11 protein-coding genes are annotated in these 16,630 nt (G+C 64.8%); 7 read left to right on the top strand and 4 right to left on the bottom strand.

Going from position 1 to position 16,630, the window contains the following annotated elements; all coding sequences use genetic code 11:
• Positions 1–27 precede the first annotated feature (27 nt).
• On the top strand, positions 28–627 hold the full coding sequence (locus AAFU51_13335; GenBank protein ID MEO1572240.1) for a YdeI/OmpD-associated family protein: 600 nt from the start codon (positions 28–30) through the stop codon (positions 625–627).
• A gap of 3 nt (positions 628–630) precedes the next feature.
• Here AAFU51_13335 and AAFU51_13330 read toward each other — a convergent pair whose 3' ends face one another.
• Positions 631–2,043 (bottom strand): Na+/H+ antiporter NhaC family protein, encoded by a 1,413-nt coding sequence (locus tag AAFU51_13330; protein ID MEO1572239.1) that lies wholly within the window; start codon positions 2,041–2,043, stop codon positions 631–633.
• Positions 2,044–2,286: 243 nt separating this feature from the next.
• Here AAFU51_13330 and AAFU51_13325 point away from each other — a divergent pair, with 243 nt between their 5' ends.
• The 3 genes from AAFU51_13325 (at position 2,287) to AAFU51_13315 (ending at position 6,299) form a co-directional block, all read left to right on the top strand.
• A complete protein-coding gene (locus AAFU51_13325) occupies positions 2,287–2,661 on the top strand; it encodes an iron-sulfur cluster assembly accessory protein (GenBank protein MEO1572238.1) in 375 nt (124 codons plus the stop codon).
• Between the two features lie 359 nt (positions 2,662–3,020).
• A complete protein-coding gene (locus AAFU51_13320; GenBank protein MEO1572237.1) occupies positions 3,021–5,591 on the top strand; it encodes an ATP-dependent Clp protease ATP-binding subunit in 2,571 nt (856 codons plus the stop codon).
• Between the two features lie 459 nt (positions 5,592–6,050).
• Positions 6,051–6,299: a hypothetical protein gene (locus AAFU51_13315; GenBank protein ID MEO1572236.1), complete on the top strand. Its 249-nt coding sequence runs from the start codon at positions 6,051–6,053 to the stop codon at positions 6,297–6,299.
• A gap of 39 nt (positions 6,300–6,338) precedes the next feature.
• Here AAFU51_13315 and AAFU51_13310 read toward each other — a convergent pair whose 3' ends face one another.
• From AAFU51_13310 to ileS, 3 genes are read right to left on the bottom strand one after another with little or no spacing between them, the layout of a single operon-like run.
• Positions 6,339–7,664: a pitrilysin family protein gene (locus AAFU51_13310; protein MEO1572235.1), complete on the bottom strand. Its 1,326-nt coding sequence runs from the start codon at positions 7,662–7,664 to the stop codon at positions 6,339–6,341.
• Positions 7,665–7,714: 50 nt separating this feature from the next.
• Positions 7,715–8,131, bottom strand: a complete 417-nt coding sequence (locus tag AAFU51_13305; protein ID MEO1572234.1) for a TraR/DksA C4-type zinc finger protein — start codon at positions 8,129–8,131, stop codon at positions 7,715–7,717.
• Between the two features lie 21 nt (positions 8,132–8,152).
• A complete protein-coding gene (gene ileS / locus AAFU51_13300) occupies positions 8,153–11,506 on the bottom strand; it encodes an isoleucine--tRNA ligase (protein ID MEO1572233.1) in 3,354 nt (1,117 codons plus the stop codon).
• A gap of 1,213 nt (positions 11,507–12,719) precedes the next feature.
• Here ileS and AAFU51_13295 point away from each other — a divergent pair.
• The 3 genes from AAFU51_13295 (at position 12,720) to AAFU51_13285 (ending at position 16,558) form a co-directional block, all read left to right on the top strand.
• A complete protein-coding gene (locus tag AAFU51_13295) occupies positions 12,720–13,223 on the top strand; it encodes a DUF427 domain-containing protein (protein MEO1572232.1) in 504 nt (167 codons plus the stop codon).
• 108 nt (positions 13,224–13,331) lie between these two features.
• Positions 13,332–14,840 carry a glycerol kinase GlpK gene (gene glpK, locus AAFU51_13290; protein MEO1572231.1) on the top strand — a complete coding sequence of 503 codons (1,509 nt, stop codon included), beginning with the start codon at positions 13,332–13,334 and terminating at the stop codon, positions 14,838–14,840.
• Positions 14,841–14,944: 104 nt separating this feature from the next.
• Positions 14,945–16,558 carry a glycerol-3-phosphate dehydrogenase/oxidase gene (locus tag AAFU51_13285; GenBank protein MEO1572230.1) on the top strand — a complete coding sequence of 538 codons (1,614 nt, stop codon included), beginning with the start codon at positions 14,945–14,947 and terminating at the stop codon, positions 16,556–16,558.
• Positions 16,559–16,630 lie beyond the last annotated feature (72 nt).

The following is a 16,630-nucleotide window of genomic DNA, read 5'->3' as shown; positions in this document are numbered from 1 at the left end:
CACGGTCGAGACCAGCACAGCCACACCATGCCCTCCGCCCTCGACTCCGCCGACCGCTTCGAAGTCACCAGCCGTGCAGCGTGGCGCGCCTGGCTCGCTGCCAACCACGAGCAGCCCGACGGCATCTGGCTCGTCACGTTCAAGAAGCACACGGGCGAGCGCTATGTCGATTATGACAGCGTTGTCGAAGAAGCACTCTGCTTCGGCTGGATCGACAGCCTGCCACGTAAGCTCGACGCCGACCGGACGATGCTCTACCTCAGCCCGCGCAGGCCGAAGAGCATCTGGTCGCGGCTCAACAAGACGCGGGTCGATGCACTCGAAAACGCGGGGCTGATGACCGACGTGGGCCGAGCGAAGATCGAGGCCGCCAAAGCCGACGGGTCGTGGACGGTCTACGACAGCGTCGAGGACCTGATTGTGCCAGACGACCTCCGCGACGCCCTTGCCGAAGAGTCTACCGCCGCCACACAGTTCGAGGCCTTCAGCGCCTCGTCGAAGAAGGGCGTGCTGTGGTGGATCAAGTCAGCGAGGCGCAAGGCGACTCGTGTGTCACGGATCGCCAAGACGGTGAGGCTCGCCAAGCTAGGCGTCGTCGCCAACACGCCGGACGCGCGCGGACACTGACCTCTACAGGCTCGCGCCGACGACGGCAAACCCGAGCGAGGCCACGGTCGCAGCAATGAGTGCGTACGGTAACTGCGTACGGACGTGCGCCACGTGGTCGGTGGCCGCCGCTAGGCTCGACACGATGGTCGTGTCCGAGATTGGCGAGGCGTGGTCACCGAAGATGCCGCCGCTGAGCGCCGCCGCCAGGAACGGCGCAGCGGGCAGCCCGAGCGTCACGGCGACGGGCACGGCGATCGGTACCATGATGGCGAACGTGCCCCAGCTTGTCCCCGTTGAGAACGCGATGAACGCGCCCGTGAGAAAGACCACCGGAAGCAGCACCGGCGGCGGCAACGTGCCCGCCACGAGCTGCGCGACATAGACGCCCGTCCCGAGTTCGCGCGCCACAGCGCCGAGCGCGAGGGCGAGCAACAGCACGAGCGCCATCCCGAGCATCCCCCCTGCCCCGCGAAGCCCGATCTGCGTGAGCTTCTCGACGGTGAACGCGCGCTGGGCGAGCAGCAAGACCCAGGCAACGGCCAGCCCGGCGAGGACAGCCCACAGCACGCTTGTGGAGCCACTCCCGGCACGGAGGTCGCCGCCGCCTGTGATGAGGAGGCCGAGCGGCATCATCACGACCATCACGCCGAGTGGGAGCAGCATGTTGACTGGGCGGGGCGGAATCGCCGTGGTCGGGTCCGGTACGAGGGCCGCTTCGTCTAGCATCGGGGCAGCATCATCGTCGGCGATCTGTCCGGTGGCTGCGCGCGCCTCAGCCCGCTTCATCGGGCCAATCGTCCAGCCCGTCACTGCGACGATGGCCGCGAGGGTGACTGCCGCGAGCGCGTAAAGGTTAAGCGGGATCGCGGCGACAAACGTGCCCAGCGGGTCGTCCACGCCGACCTCGCCGAGGAGCGCAAGCACGTATGCGCCCCACGCGTTGAGTGGGATCAGGATGCACACGCTTGCCGAGGTCGCGTCGATGAGGTAGGCAAGCTTCTCGCGGGAGAGCCGGTAGCGGTCGAAGAGCGGCCGCCCGACGGCCCCGGCGACGAGCACGGTGATGTTCGACTCGATGAAGATGACGACGCCGATCACGAAGGCGAGCAGCCGCGCCCGCCGCCCCGACGTGACGAGCCGCCGCCGTTCGAGCCAGTCGACGAAGCCGCGCACGCCGCCGCTAGCCTCTATCGTGGCTATGAGCGCGCCGATCACGAGCGTGAAGCCGAGCACCCGCGCGTTGCCCGCGTCGCCCACGACGGCCACCGCCGCCTCGATGGCCGCGCCCAGCCCGGCGAGCGGGTTCCAGCCGTTGAGGATCGTCCAGCCGAGCCAGACGCCCGCCGCGAGCGAAGCGTAGACCTGCCGCGTCCAGATCGCCAACACGATGGCGAGGACGGGGGGCAGCAGGGAGATCCAGGTAGGGTCGGACATGGGTGCGGCGTTGGCGACAAGCGGGGTAGGATACGCCGCACCCCGGATCTCGCTCGGGCTCCACGCTTGAACGGGCTCCGCGCTCACACAGGCTCGGTCCCGACATGCTCTTGGCGTAGTACGCTTGGCCCGGCGTTCTACTGCCCGGCACGGTGCGCCGGAGATTCCGTGAGGCCGGAACAGCCCGTGCACGCCTCGGTTCTTCCCGCCCCAACCACCCATCGTCCCGTAGCCTCCATCGCCATGAGCGTCGATATCGCCGTTGCCCCGGCCAAAACGAAGAAGCGTCCGAACCCGGTCATTCTCTCCGATCGTGCCTCGACGGAGGTGAAGAAGATCATCGCCAACAAGCAGATCCCCGACGGCTACGGGCTCCGCGTGGGCGTCCGCGGCGGCGGCTGCTCGGGTATGAGCTACATCCTCGGCTTCGACAAGCAGAAGGAGCACGACCTCCAGTTCGAGCAGGACGGCGTCGCCATCTTCATGGACAAGCGCCATGGGCTCTACCTCATGGGCACGACGGTCGACTACCACGACGGGCTCGACGCGCGCGGCTTCGTGTTCGAGAACCCGAACGCCACGGAGACTTGCGGTTGCGGCTCCAGCTTCGGCGCCTAGCGACCTCCTCGCTTCTACGAATTCCCTGAACGGACCGTCTTGGCGGTCCGTTCAGCATTTCAGGGCAACCGCTCAGCACGTCGATTCACCGCTGGCCTTGACACGGGTGCCCCTACCCGTTTTACGAGGCCCCTAGGCAGGAACAGCGCGCAGAAGGTCCGGTTGGACTTCTCCGCCACCGCAGAAGCCGGGCCGCAACAGCCCGCGCCACCGCGCTTGGCGTGCTTTTTGACACCCTTCCAGGTGTGGCTTTGCTCGATGCTCTATCTAAGAGTATCGGCAAGCTTGGCCGGCTGCTTTAGTCCGGTTCGCCTGCACGGTACCCTCATCGCTCTCTTCACTCTGCCCGCCCACTCCGCATGGAAGGCAACTTTTCGAACCGCGTGCGCGACGTAATCTCCTACAGCCGTGAGGAAGCTATTCGGCTGGGGCATGACTACATCGGCACGGAGCATTTGCTGCTCGGCATCATCCGCGAGGGCGAGGGCATCGCCGTCAAGATCCTCCGCAACCTCGGCTGCGACCTCTTCAAGCTGAAAAAGGCCGTCGAGGACACGGTGCGGAATTCCGGCGGCACGCTAACCGTCGGCAATATTCCGTTGACGAAGCAGGCCGAGAAGGTGCTCAAAATCACCTACCTCGAAGCCAAGCTCTACAAGTCCGACGTGATCGGCACGGAGCACCTGCTGCTGTCGCTACTGCGTGACGATGAGAACATCGCGGCGCAGATCCTCCAGCAGGGCTTCTCGGTCACCTACGACGCCGTACGCGCCGAACTCGATGCCATCGTGTCCGGCAACGCCAATCCCCGCAGCGGCCCTGCTCAGGGCGGCGGCCGCACTCCTCGCACCCGACGCGAACGTCAGAACATGCCTCAAGAAAAAAGCAAGACCCCCGTGCTCGACAACTTCGGTCGTGACCTGACGAGTCTCGCCGAAGAGGACAAGCTCGATCCCGTCGTGGGCCGCGAGCAGGAAATCGAGCGCGTCGCCCAAGTCCTGTCCCGCCGCAAGAAGAACAACCCCGTGCTCATCGGCGAGCCGGGCGTCGGCAAGACGGCCATCGCCGAGGGCCTTGCCATGCGCATCACACAGCGCAAGGTGAGCCGCGTCCTCTACGACAAGCGCATTGTCACGCTCGACCTCGCGGCACTCGTGGCGGGCACGAAGTACCGTGGCCAGTTCGAGGAGCGCATGAAAGCGGTCATGAACGAACTGGAGAAGTCACCCGACGTGATCCTGTTCATCGACGAGCTACACACGCTCGTGGGTGCCGGCGGTGCCTCCGGATCGCTCGACGCGTCGAACATGTTCAAGCCGGCGCTCGCCCGTGGTGAGATCCAGTGCATCGGCGCGACCACGCTGGACGAGTACCGCCAGTACATCGAGAAGGACGGCGCGCTCGACCGACGCTTCCAGAAGATTGTCGTAGACCCGGCGACGCCGGAGGAAGCCGTCGAGATCCTGACGCAGATCCGGCCGCGCTACGAGGATCACCACAACGTTCGCTACTCGGACGAGGGCCTGGAACTCGCCGTGCGCCTCGCCGACCGCTACATCACCGACCGTCACCTCCCCGACAAGGCCATCGACGTGATGGACGAGGCCGGCGCGCGCGTGCACCTTGCCAACATCAAGGTGCCACCGGAGATCGTCGAACTCGAAGACCAGATCGAGAAGGTCAAGGAGGAGAAGAACCAGGTCGTCAAGCAGCAGCAGTTTGAAGAGGCCGCTCGCCTCCGCGACTCCGAGAAGAAGCTCCAGGAGGAACTGGAGAACGCCAAGGAGGAATGGGAGCGCCAAGCCGACACGCAGGTCTACGACGTCACCGACGTGGACATCGCGCAGGTCGTCGCCATGATGACGGGCATTCCCGTCGACAAGGTGGCGGTGACCGAGGGCAAGAAACTGATGAACATGGAGGAGTCGCTCCAGGGCACCGTGGTCGGCCAGGAAGAGCCGATCCAGAAGCTCTCGCGCGCCATCCGCCGCACCCGCGCCGGCCTCAAGGATCCGAAGCGGCCCATCGGCTCGTTCATCTTCCTCGGACCCACCGGCGTGGGCAAGACAGAGCTTGCGAAGCGGCTCACGGAGTACCTCTTCGACAGCCAGGACTCGCTCATCCGCATCGACATGTCGGAGTACATGGAGAAGTTCTCCGTGTCGCGGCTCGTGGGTGCACCTCCCGGGTACGTCGGCTACGAGGAAGGTGGCCAGCTTACCGAGAAGGTCCGCCGCAAGCCCTACTCGGTCGTGCTCCTCGACGAGATCGAGAAGGCCCACCCCGACGTGTTCAACATCCTGCTCCAGGTGCTCGACGACGGGATCCTCACCGACGGCCTCGGTCGCCGGGTAGATTTCCGCAACACGATCATCATCATGACCTCGAACATCGGGGCGCGGGACATCAAGAACCTCGGCAAGGGCATTGGCTTCTCGTCGGACACCGCGAGCGACTTTGACTACGCCCGGATGAAGTCGACGGTCGAGGACGCGCTCAAGCGGGTCTTCAACCCGGAGTTCCTCAACCGCATCGACGATGTGATCGTCTTCCACCCGCTGGAGAAGAGCCACATCCTGGAGATCATCGAGATCATGCAGAAGGACCTCTTCGCCCGCATCGAAGAGCTCGGCATCGACATCGAAGTCACAGACGCCGCGAAGGCCTTCCTCGTGGAGAAGGGCTACGACCCACAGTTCGGGGCCCGGCCGCTCCGCCGCGCGATCCAGAAGTATGTCGAGGATCCGATGGCGGAGGCAATTCTCCAGAACGACCTCGCCGAGGGCGCGCACATCACCGTCGACCACAAGAAGAACGCCGAGGAGTTGAACTTCAAGGCAAAGAAGGCCAAGCGGAAAAAGGCGACCCCGAAGGCTACCGAGACGGACACGCCTGAAGAGGAGCAACCAGCTTCGGAAGAGAAGGAATAGCTTTCGCCTGGACCCAACACAAAGCGCCCCGCCCTCCCGATCCGGAAGGCGGGGCGCTTTGTGTTGGTGCCTCACTACCGAGTCGGGCGACCACTCAGGCTACGTTGGGCGTGATCTCGTCGTCTTGTCACGGCGTAGCAGCCCCTCCTGTGTAGCCCGCCGGGTCGCTCGCTCGCCGAGAACGTTCCGAAAAGCGCGTCTCCTCGACCTCGCTGGTTGTACCGATGGTCGAACCGACCTCTTCCAGTGTCTAGCGAGGTGGCGAATTTAGAGCGTTGGGCATGGTCGGGAGCGCGCTGGCTGAGGCGACGTGCGTGCAACTGCAACGAGGTACCTGGGTGCGTTCCTCGCACCTAGAAATCGGGGTTTCCTCGATCCAGGACTCCGTGATTTTCCAGGCAACCTGATGAACGTTTTGGACGTTTGTACTATTCACATCTTCAAAGCCCTTCCCGTGCCATGCTCGCATTCGTCCTGTTCTTTGCCTCCTTCGTCGTGCCGTTCGTGCTCATCGGCGGCTTACTCGTCCTCGCCGCCCGTACGCCCCAGGTAGAACCGACCGCCCGCGTGTTCCCGAACTCGTTCGTAGCCATGCCCGCGCTCGCTACGGACAGGGACCGCAGAGGAAGAGGAGCACACTACGGCGGCGCGCTCCGTGTGCCCTCGTCTTCTATCCCCGGGAGGACGTGGCGGGTGCACCTGAATTAGCCCCAGCACACCCGTTCGCCTGACCTTGCGCGGACTATCCTACGCGGGCTCTGGCACGTAGTGACCGACCGTGAGCCGATCGTCAACGAACATGCTAGCCGCCACGCGCTGCACATCGGCTTCTGTGACCAAGGCGATGCGTTCGCGGTAGGTCGCGTAGAGCGTCCAGTCACCCACGGCGATGGCCTCGTTGAGTTGGCTGGCAATGGCATAGGGGCCGTCACGGCCGTAGGCATCCTGCGCCACCGTCTGACGACGCGCGCGCTCAAGTTCGGACGCCGTCAGCCCCTCGGCTGCAATCTCGGCGAGGATCGAACGGAGCGCTTCCTCAACGACTCGGTGCTCCACGTCAGGCGCGAGCGCCCCGTAGACCATAAACAGGCCGGGGTCCCGGAGTCGAGGAAAGTAGGCGAAGGTTGACGTCGTCAGTCCCTCGTCGGTGAGGCGGCGGTAGAGACGGCTCGACTTGCCCGAGGTGAGCGCTGTGGCCAGCACGTCCAAGGTGTCTGCGTCGGCATCGAGGCCCGAGCACGCTTTGTACGCACAGAGCACGGCCCCGAGTTGCCCAGCTTGGCGGATCACCAGGCGACGTTCTCCAATCTGTGGCGGCTCACGTGTAACGGCCTGAGGACTCACGAACGGTTGTGCGCCATCGCCGCCGAGGGATGCCTGGGCTTGGATATGGCCAAAGTGCTGATGCACCAGCCCGAGTGCCTCAGCCCGATCAAAGTCACCGATCACGGAGATGGTGGCATTCGAGGGCCAGTAGTACGTGTCGTAAAAGTGACGGAGGTCGTCAGCCTCGACAGTCTCCACATCGGAGCGCCACCCGATGGTCGGGTGGCCGTAGGGGTGGGCAACGAACGCCACGCTCCAGACGGCATGGAGGAGTTTGCGCAGCGGTTCGTTCTCGCCGCGGTCGAGTTCGTTGAGCACGACGGTGCGCTCGCTGGCAAGATCCTCGTCACTGACGAGTGCCCCGCGCATCCGGTCCGCCTCGATCTCGACGGCGAGGCTGAGGTGCTCTTTGGGCAGGAGTGCGAAGTAATTCGTACGGTCATACCACGTGGTCGCGTTGACCTGCGCGCCGACGCGCTGGAGCACATTGAAGATGGTCTGCCCCGCCGCCTTGTTAAACCGCTTGGTGCCCTTGAACATCAGGTGTTCCAGGAGGTGCGTCGCGCCCGTCAGCCCCGTGTGCTCATTGCGGCTGCCGACGCTGTACGTCACCATGAACGTCACGACTGGCGCCGCAGCCTGCTGAAGCAGCAACACCGTCAAATCGTTTTCACGGTGACGCAGTTCTTCGATGCCGCCGACTTCACGCACGAACGTGAACTGCGGATGAGGCGCGACGGGCGACATCAAAGGGGCGGGGTGCTTCACAACCAAGAACCAGGGCTAGAGACGGAAAATCAACTCTTCCCTTTCTGCTGCTTCAACTTCGCCGCGATGCTGATCTCGGTATGGGGAACGGCGCGGAGCCGCTCCTTTGCAATCGGCTCGCCCGTCACCTTGCAGACGCCGTACGTCTTGTTTTCGATGCGTGTGAGCGCCCGGTCGAGATAGCCCACATACTTCTGCTGGCGAGCGATCATCATGTAGCGCTTCTCTTGCTCCATGGCGTCCGTACCAGCGTCGGCCATGTGAAACGAGTACGCCGAGTCCGATTCAGCGTCGCGGGCCTCCGCGATTTGAGCGCGCATGGCGTCGACTTCCTCCATGGCGGCCGCGCGCTTGTCGAGGATCAACTGCTGAAACTCGGCGAGCTCGGCGTCGGAGAAGGGCGTAGGACGACCAGTTTTGAGGTCGGGATTGGGGAGTTCGGCCATGGGTGAATTACGGTTCACGAACTAGGCGTCGGCGTCAGCGAGCACGCGCTGCAGAGCAATGGTGATGGGGGTGCCGTCGATGGCCTCGCGCTCTGCGAACGTTTCGACCGTTTCACCCTCAGGCTGCTCGGAGGCGTGCAACGTGACGGCCAAGGTCTCGTTCCGGATCGTTGCCGCATGTGCGGCCAGCGCGTCGGTGAGGAACGTTTCGGCGGCAAAGGTGATGGCGATACGGTCGGTGACGTCGAAATCGGCGCGCTTCCGGAGGGTTTGGACGCGGTTGACAAACTCACGGGCATAGCCTTCGGCACGCAGCGAGTCTGTGATCGCAGGATCGAGAGCAACCACGACGCTCGTCACCTGGCCATTCGGGTGCGTTACGGCGTCTTGCCCGACGAGTTGGCCGTCGAGCCCTTCGCTCTGCACGTCGATGTCGCCCTCGCCAAAGGTGACAGCGCCCCCATTGAGGTCGAGCGTGAGGGTGCCCGTTTGCTCGTAGGCGACGATGTCGTCCGTGGTGAGCGAGCGGATAGCTTGGTTGGCCGCCTTCATCTGCTTGCCGAGGCGACGGCCAAGCGCCTTGAAGTTGGGCTTGGCGGTCTTCTGCACGAGGCCGCTGTCTGCCGCGATGCCTTCGACGGTCTTGACGTTCACCTCCTCACGCACGATGGCGGCGACCGCGGCGAGCGCCACCTCATCGACACCCGCATTGCCCGTCACCACGCGGAGCGTGCCGAGCGGCTGACGCACGTTGAGTTGCGCCTCGTTGCGCAGCGCGAGCGCCGTGGAAGCGACCGAACGCGCCACCGCCATGCGGTACTCCAACGTTTCGTCGCGCTCGGCCTCCACCACCTGCGGGAAGTCGGTGAGGTGCACCGACGCCGGGAGGTCGTCGCGTCCCGTGGCGAGGTTGCCGAAGAGCCACTCGCTGTAGAACGGCGCAAGTGGCGCCATGAGTTGCGCGACCGTGAGCAGGCACTCGTAGAGCGTCTCGTACGCGGCCTGCTTATCAGGTCCCAGGTCGGAAGTCGCAGGACTCGAGTCATTCTGGCTCTGACCTTCGACCAGCGACCCGAGGCCTGCGACCTTATTCCAGTAGCGCCGTCGGCCGCGGCGGACGTACCAGTTCGAGAGGTCGTCGACGAACGTCTCGACGGCGCGGGCTGCTTTGGTCGGGTGGTAGCCGTCGTACGCGTCCGTCGTCTCCGCGATGGTCGTCTGAAGCCGACTCACGACCCACCGGTCGAGTTCGGCGCGGTCCGCGACAGGCATGCGAGCCGATGCGTCATATGCGAAGCCGTCGATGTTGGCGTAGGTGGCGAAGAAGCTGTAGGTGTTGGTGAGCGTGCCGAAGAGCTTGCGGCGCGTCTCGAGGACGCGGGCGTCGTCGTAGCGCAGGCTTTCCCACGGCGGGCTCGCGGCCATCAGCGTCCAGCGCACGGGGTCTGCGCCGTGCTCGGCGATCGTAGCGAACGGGTCGACGGCGTTGCCCTTCGACTTCGACATCTTTTGGCCCTCTGCGTCGAGGACGAGACCGTTAACGACGACGTTCTCATAGGCGACCGACTGCTGCGTGAGCGCGGCGATGGCGTGGAGCGTGTAGAACCACCCACGCGTCTGGTCGACGCCCTCGGCGATGAAGTCGGCGGGGAAGTTGGCCTTGAACTGCGCGACGATCTCGGGGTCCTGCTCGTCGTCGGGGACCGAGGCGAGGTAGTGCCACTGCGCGTACGGCATCGCGCCGGAATCGAACCACACATCGAGGAGGTCGGGGACGCGGCGCATCGTCCCGCCGTTGCCGTCTGGCCAGGTGATCGCATCGACGTAGGGACGGTGGAGATCGACCTCGCCCGTCCCGGGGTTAATCGCGTCTTCGGGAAACGCACCGCCGCACCTGGCGCGCAGCTCTGCGATCGTGCCGATGACCTCGACATGGTCCGGGTAGCGGTCGCTGACCCAGATGGGGAGCGGCGTCGCCCAGTAGCGCATCCGGCTGATCGCCCAATCCACATTCCCATCCAGCCACGCGCCGAAGCGGCCTGTGCCGATCCCCTCCGGCTGCCAGTTGATCGTCTTGTTGAGCGCCACGAGCCGGTCTTTGATCGCGGTTGTGCGGATGAACCACGAGTCGACTGGGTACGACATGAGCGGCGTGCCTTTGCGCCAGTCGTGCGGGTAGTTGTGGAGGTAGGTCTGGTGCTTCAGCAGCAGCCCGCGCTGGCGGAGGTCGCGGCTGATCGCTCTGTCGGCCTCCTTGAACCACTGTCCCTCGATGAAGGCGTACGTGCCGTCGAACGTCCCATCCGCCCGCACGGGGTTAAACATCGGCAAGCCTTCTTTCTGACCGATCAGAAAGTCGTCCGCACCAAAAGCCGGGGCCATGTGGACGATGCCCGTACCGTCCTCGGTCGAGACGAAGTCGGCGGCGACAACCTTCCACGCAGCGTCTTCCCCATGCAGGTCTTCAAACGCGGAGAACACCGGTTCGTAGCGCATCCCGACAAGTTCAGCGCCGGTCATCTGGTCCACGATCTCAACGGTCTTATCGTCAAGGACCTGGCCGAGCAGCGCGGTCGCGAGGATGACATATTCGGTGTCCCCCTCTTCGTTGGTGCGCTTGACCTTGGCGTAGTCGATGGTCGACCCGACGGCCAGCCCAGCGTTCGAGGGCAGCGTCCAGGGCGTTGTCGTCCAGGCAAGGAAGTACGTGTCGGCCTCGCCACGCACGGGAAACTTGATCGTGACACTCGGATCCTGAACTTCTTTGTAGCCGAGCGACACCTCGTGGCTCGACAGGACGGTGCCAGACCCAGGGCTGTACCACTGAATCTTGTACCCGCGATACAGCAGCGGCTCGCCGTCGGGGCCGGGCGTGTCGTTGATCTTCTTGAGGAGCGACCACACCGACTCGATGTAGTCGTTCTCGAAGGTGACGTATGGGTCGTCGAGGTCGACCCAGTAGCCCATGCGCTGCGTGAGCGTGTCCCATAGGTCTTTGTAGCGCAGCACCGACTCGCGGCATGCATGGTTGTACTCAGCGACGCCGTAGGATTCGATCTGATCGCGGCCCTGGAGGCCTAACTCCTTCTCGACTTCGATCTCGACGGGGAGGCCGTGTGTGTCCCACCCTGCCTTGCGGTCCACGCGGAAGCCCTGCATCGTCTTGTAGCGACAGAAGAGGTCCTTGATGGTGCGCGCCATCACGTGGTGAATGCCCGGCTTCCCGTTGGCCGTCGGCGGCCCCTCGTAGAAGACGAAGTGCGGCGCGCCGTCCCGGATGGCGAGGCTCTGCTCGAAGATCTGCTCCGCTTGCCACTTGGCGAGGACAGCCTCCTCGGACGCGGGGTGCGCGAAGCCTTTGGGATCGGGATACATCGTGGGTGGAGCCAGCGGAAAAACGTCGTACAGGGATAGATCCGCAAGATACGTTGATTCCTGCCCGTACCCGCTCCCACCGAGGTCCTTCCGCACCGTCCGAACATAGAAGAGCCCACGCCGAGGCGCGGGCTCTTCCAACGTTTCCTTGAACGGTGGCACCGTCTCTGCAGTCTTCTCGAACACGACCGATCCGACGACAAGCCGTATCGGCTTGGGAGTTCGCGTAGCCGCGCAGCGTCGCTGCGTGCTACATCCCGCGCCGAAACGCCGCCATCGAGGCCGCTTCGTTCGTTCTGCCTTCGGGTGCCGACGCTCGCTGCCCGACAGCCGCCGAGCAGAGTGATCGTGCCTTCACCCGCCTGCGTTCGTGTCACCGGAGTGCCACGGGCGCAGTTCGAGTTAAAGCGCCGCTCACCGTCTCGCTAGCCGCGCAGCGCGCAGCCCTTGCGAGGCCGGGTGAGCCCTCACGCAACCGCTCAAATCCGAGGTCGAGCCCAGCATTCCAGCAGAGACCCACACGTAGTTGGTTCTTGCTGTGTCTACTTGGGGAAGCACATCCTGGTACTTCTGCAAGGCTCTTTGGCCCTCACTTCCTAAGCCTTGCGGCTCATTGGGAGCTCGGCACAGCGGAGCGTCGCACAACCGCGCAGTTTAGTGCGCGGTGTCGCTGGATGCACAGGGCATCCACTCGCAGGGATCCAGCATGTCGCTTCGTTTCTCGATGATTCAAGGGAGGATGCGCCGGAGCCGATCAAGGGCGCCGCGTCCGATTTGCATCGGCTGCGCGCCCCCGGGCACCACCGCACCAAACCCAGGGAGATGCTCGTATGCCGGGCCGGGAGTCGATCCGGCACAAGCCAAGCATCAATCGGAAGCATCTGTGCACACGTCGGCTTCGCTGCCTCTCCTGAGAGAGTAAGCTGGACCGACCTGCGCTATCAGACGTAAGCGTTTTGGAGCGTACAACCGTGTCAAGGAACGTCACCGCCGCTGACACCCTCGCGAGTGCTGGCAGCAGCATGAGTGAAGGAACGAAGAAGGCCGGACACGCGCAAGCGGTTTTTGTCCAACTTACCCCCATGTTATCAACGCAGTATCCACTGTCTAAACAAATACATGCGGCAAGGTTTTTTACATAGCACCTACACCATAACGGATATCGTTACACTCTCGCCCCTCCGTCACCTCATCCAAGCTCCTTCAATAACAGATGTACAGCCGCCCTCAACCTGAGCGCCCGTCTCCCGGCCAAGAGTCCGTGTGGGACTACCCGCGCCCGCCTCTCCTCGAACCCACACCGAAGCGTATCCGCATCGAACACCGCGGCGTGGTCGTCGCCGAGACAATCCGCGCGCTGCGACTCCTCGAGACCAGCCACCCGCCGACCTACTACCTCCCCCCTGACGATCTCCGCACCGATCTCCTTCGGCTGACCTCGAAGACGTCGGGCTGCGAATGGAAAGGCCGCGCGGTGTACTTCGACCTGGTGATGCCCGACGGCGAAGTCGTCCCAGAGGTTGCCTGGGCCTATCCGTCCCCTACCGCTCGCTTCGCCGCGCTTGAAGACCACCTCGCCTTCTACGCTGCCCCCTTGGATGGCTGCTTCGTCGATGGCGAGCGCGTGACGCCTCAGCCTGGAGGGTTCTATGGCGGCTGGGTTACATCGGACCTCACGGGGCCGTTTAAGGGCATTCCCGGCAGTTGGGGCTGGTGATGCCGCTTGAGGACTAGGCGGATACGCGGCGCCCCTCGATGCACTGCTCGCAACGCGCATGCCCGTCTGCGGTAAGTTGAAGGCCTGTCTAAGCAAGGCTTGTCCCCCATGCCGTATCTCCTCGCGCTCGACCAGGGCACCACGTCGTCCCGGGCCATCGTTTTTGACCAAGCTGGCCGGATCAGAGCAGTAGCTCAGAAAGAGTTCACCCAGCTTTTTCCCCAGCCAGGATGGGTCGAGCACGATCCACAGGAAATCTGGTCATCGCAGGTCGGGGTCGCCTCGGAGGCGATGACGCGCGCTGGACTGCGGCCTCGCGACTTCGCCGCGATCGGCATCACGAACCAGCGCGAGACGACCCTGATCTGGGACCGCGCTACGGGCGAGCCGATTCACCCGGCCATCGTCTGGCAAGACCGGCGAACGGCAGCCTTCTGCGACCAGCTGAAAGCCGACGGCCACGCGGACACGTTCCGCGAGAAGACCGGCCTAGTCATCGACAGCTATTTCTCGGGCACGAAGGTCCGGTGGCTCCTCGAACACGTCGAAGGTGCCCGGGAACGTGCGGAAGCGGGAGAGCTTGCGTTTGGGACCATCGACAGCTGGCTCGTCTGGAATCTCACGGGCGGCACGGCGCAGAAGGGTGCGTGCCACCTCACCGACGTCACCAACGCCAGCCGCACGCTCCTCTTCAACATCCACACCGGCGACTGGGACGACGACCTCCTAGACCTGCTGGGCATCCCGCGGGCGCTGCTGCCGGAGGTACGCTCGTCGTCGGAGGTCTACGGCTCGACAGCCGATGGCCTGTTTTCGGCAGCCATCCCCATCGCAGGCATCGCGGGCGATCAGCAGGCGGCGACGTTCGGCCAGCGGTGCACGCAGCCCGGCATGGCGAAGAACACCTACGGCACCGGCTGCTTCATGTTGATGCACACCGGCACCGAGGCGGTACCGTCGAAGAACAACCTCCTCACGACGGTCGCCTGGAAGCTGGGCGACGCGCCGATGGAATATGCCCTCGAAGGCTCGGTTTTCATCGCCGGGGCTGTGGTGCAGTGGCTCCGCGACGGCCTCGAACTGATCCGCGACGCCGCCGAAGTCGAAGCCCTCGCCCTCTCGGTGGACGACAACGGCGGCGTCTACCTCGTCCCCGCCTTTGCCGGGCTAGGCGCGCCCCACTGGGACCAGTACGCCCGCGGCACGCTCGTCGGCATGACGCGTGGGACCACCAAGGGACACATTGCCCGCGCAGCGCTCGAAGGCATCGCCTACCAGGTCGCCGACGTGCTCGACGCGATGCAGAAAGACGCCGGGCTCGCCATCCAGGAGCTGCGCGTTGACGGCGGCGCGGCGGCGAACAACCTGCTCATGCAGTTCCAGTCGGACATCCTACAAGCCCCCATCGTGCGCCCCGCCGTGACCGAGACGACCGCGCTGGGGGCGGCGTACCTCGCCGGGCTCGCTGTCGGCCTCTGGGACGACCCGTCTGAGATCGACCAGCAGTGGCAGGCCGACCGCCGTTTCGCGCCCGAACGCGAGGCGGATGCCGTCGGCCATCTGCGCGGCGGCTGGACCCGCGCCCTCGACCGCGCCCGCGGCTGGGCGGAAGAGTAACGAGCAGGCACACGTGCGCACCGTACCCGTCAGGCGTCTCACTTCTCGACCGCTCACCCGCGCCCCCCAACCCTACACCTCGTTCTGCCATGAATCGCGATTCGATGATCTCCGCGCTCCACAGCGCGACGCCAAGCCCCGGCGGTGGTCCGCCCTGGGACTTCGTGATTGTTGGCGGCGGCGCAACGGGGCTCGGCTGCGCCATCGACGCGGCGGCGCGGGGCTTCCGGACGCTGCTGCTGGAGCGCCACGACTTTGCCAAGGGCACGTCGAGCCGCTCCACGAAGCTTGTCCACGGTGGCGTGCGCTACCTCCAGCAGGGCAACGTCTCGCTCGTTCTCGAAGCGCTCAAGGAGCGCGGGCTGCTACTCAAGAACGCGCCTCACCTCGTCCACGACCTCCCGTTCATCGTCCCGAACTATGCCTGGTGGGAAGGCCCGTTCTACGGCGTCGGGATGAAGGTCTATGACCTTCTCGCGGGCCGCTCAGGCTTCGGCCGCTCCAAGATGCTCTCGAAGGAGAAGACGCTCGACGCCATCCCCACGCTGGAGCCCGAGGGCCTCGACGGCGGCGTGCTCTACTACGACGGCCAGTTCGACGACGCGCGCCTCGCGATCAACATGGCGCAGACGGCGGCCGAGCAGGGCGGCGTGCTGCTGAACTACATGGAGGTCACCGGGCTCCTCAAAGAAAACGGCGAGGTTACAGGTGTTGAGGCGCGCGACGTGGAGACGGGCGACCGCTACGAGATTCGCGCCCGCGTCGTCATCAACGCGACGGGGGTGTGGACGGACCGGGTGCGGCAGATGGACAACGACGCCGTCAAGCCGATGGTGACGGCGAGCCAAGGCATCCACATCGTCCTCGACAAGGAGTTTCTCCCGGGCGATACCGCGATCATGGTGCCCAAGACAGACGACGGCCGCGTGCTCTTCGCGATCCCGTGGAACGACTCTGTCGTCGTTGGAACGACCGATACGCCGGTGCCTCAGGCTGACGAAGAGCCGCGTCCGATGGAAGAGGAGCTTGACTTCGTGATCCGCCACGCCGCACGGTACCTCACCAAAGATCCGACGATCGCGGACGTGCGGAGTGCGTTTGCGGGACTGCGTCCGCTCGTGGGCGACCCGGACGACGAAGGCGGTACGGCGGCACTCTCCCGCGACCACACGCTTCACATCGCCCCGAGTGGGCTTGTGACCATCACCGGCGGCAAGTGGACGACGTACCGCAAGATGGCCGAGGACACGATCGATCAGGCCGCGACGCTGGCTGGTCTGCCCGACCGCCCCTCGCCGACGAAGATGCTCGGCATCCACGGCGCACACGCCAACGCCCAAGCCTTCGGTGACCTCAAGAACTACGGCTCCGATGCGCCCGGCATCCAGGCCCTCGCTCGCGAGGACGCGTCGCTCGGCGAGCCGCTGCACGAGCGTCGCCGGACCATCGCCGCGCAGGTGGTTTGGGCAGCGCGCTATGAGATGGCCCGCACAGTCGAAGATGTGCTCAGCCGCCGCACCCGCGAGTTGCTCCTCGACGCGCAGGCGAGCATCGAGATGGCGCCACGGGTGGCCGCGCTGCTCGCGGCCGAACTCGGCGGTCCTGAGAACGGTTACGACGAGGCATGGCAAATCGCCCAAGTCGAGGCCTACGAGGCGCTTGCGCGCGACTATTTGATCGTCGGCGGGACCCTAAAGGTGGGCACAGGCGACGCGTAAAGCTTCACACCTCTGACGCAGAGCCGACGAGAAATCGCCTGGTCCAACGGCGCGTTTTCGGTGATCGGGGCC

The sequence above is a fragment of the Bacteroidota bacterium genome (genome assembly GCA_039821555.1).
Classification (GTDB): Bacteria; Bacteroidota; Rhodothermia; order Rhodothermales; family Rubricoccaceae; genus JBCBEX01.
The sequence above is the reverse complement of the archived record's forward strand: the minus strand, read 5'-3'. Positions and strand labels throughout refer to the sequence as shown.

Excerpts from the sequence above, each read along its gene's own strand:
- AAFU51_13335 (MEO1572240.1), top strand. The coding sequence starts at position 28 with ATGCCCTCCGCCCTCGACTCCGCCGACCGCTTCGAAGTCACCAGCCGT.
- AAFU51_13330 (MEO1572239.1), bottom strand. The coding sequence starts at position 2,043 with ATGTCCGACCCTACCTGGATCTCCCTGCTGCCCCCCGTCCTCGCCATC.
- AAFU51_13325 (MEO1572238.1), top strand. The coding sequence starts at position 2,287 with ATGAGCGTCGATATCGCCGTTGCCCCGGCCAAAACGAAGAAGCGTCCG.
- AAFU51_13320 (MEO1572237.1), top strand. The coding sequence starts at position 3,021 with ATGGAAGGCAACTTTTCGAACCGCGTGCGCGACGTAATCTCCTACAGC.
- AAFU51_13315 (MEO1572236.1), top strand. The coding sequence starts at position 6,051 with ATGCTCGCATTCGTCCTGTTCTTTGCCTCCTTCGTCGTGCCGTTCGTG.
- AAFU51_13310 (MEO1572235.1), bottom strand. The coding sequence starts at position 7,664 with ATGTCGCCCGTCGCGCCTCATCCGCAGTTCACGTTCGTGCGTGAAGTC.
- AAFU51_13305 (MEO1572234.1), bottom strand. The coding sequence starts at position 8,131 with ATGGCCGAACTCCCCAATCCCGACCTCAAAACTGGTCGTCCTACGCCC.
- ileS (MEO1572233.1), bottom strand. The coding sequence starts at position 11,506 with ATGTATCCCGATCCCAAAGGCTTCGCGCACCCCGCGTCCGAGGAGGCT.
- AAFU51_13295 (MEO1572232.1), top strand. The coding sequence starts at position 12,720 with ATGTACAGCCGCCCTCAACCTGAGCGCCCGTCTCCCGGCCAAGAGTCC.
- glpK (MEO1572231.1), top strand. The coding sequence starts at position 13,332 with ATGCCGTATCTCCTCGCGCTCGACCAGGGCACCACGTCGTCCCGGGCC.
- AAFU51_13285 (MEO1572230.1), top strand. The coding sequence starts at position 14,945 with ATGATCTCCGCGCTCCACAGCGCGACGCCAAGCCCCGGCGGTGGTCCG.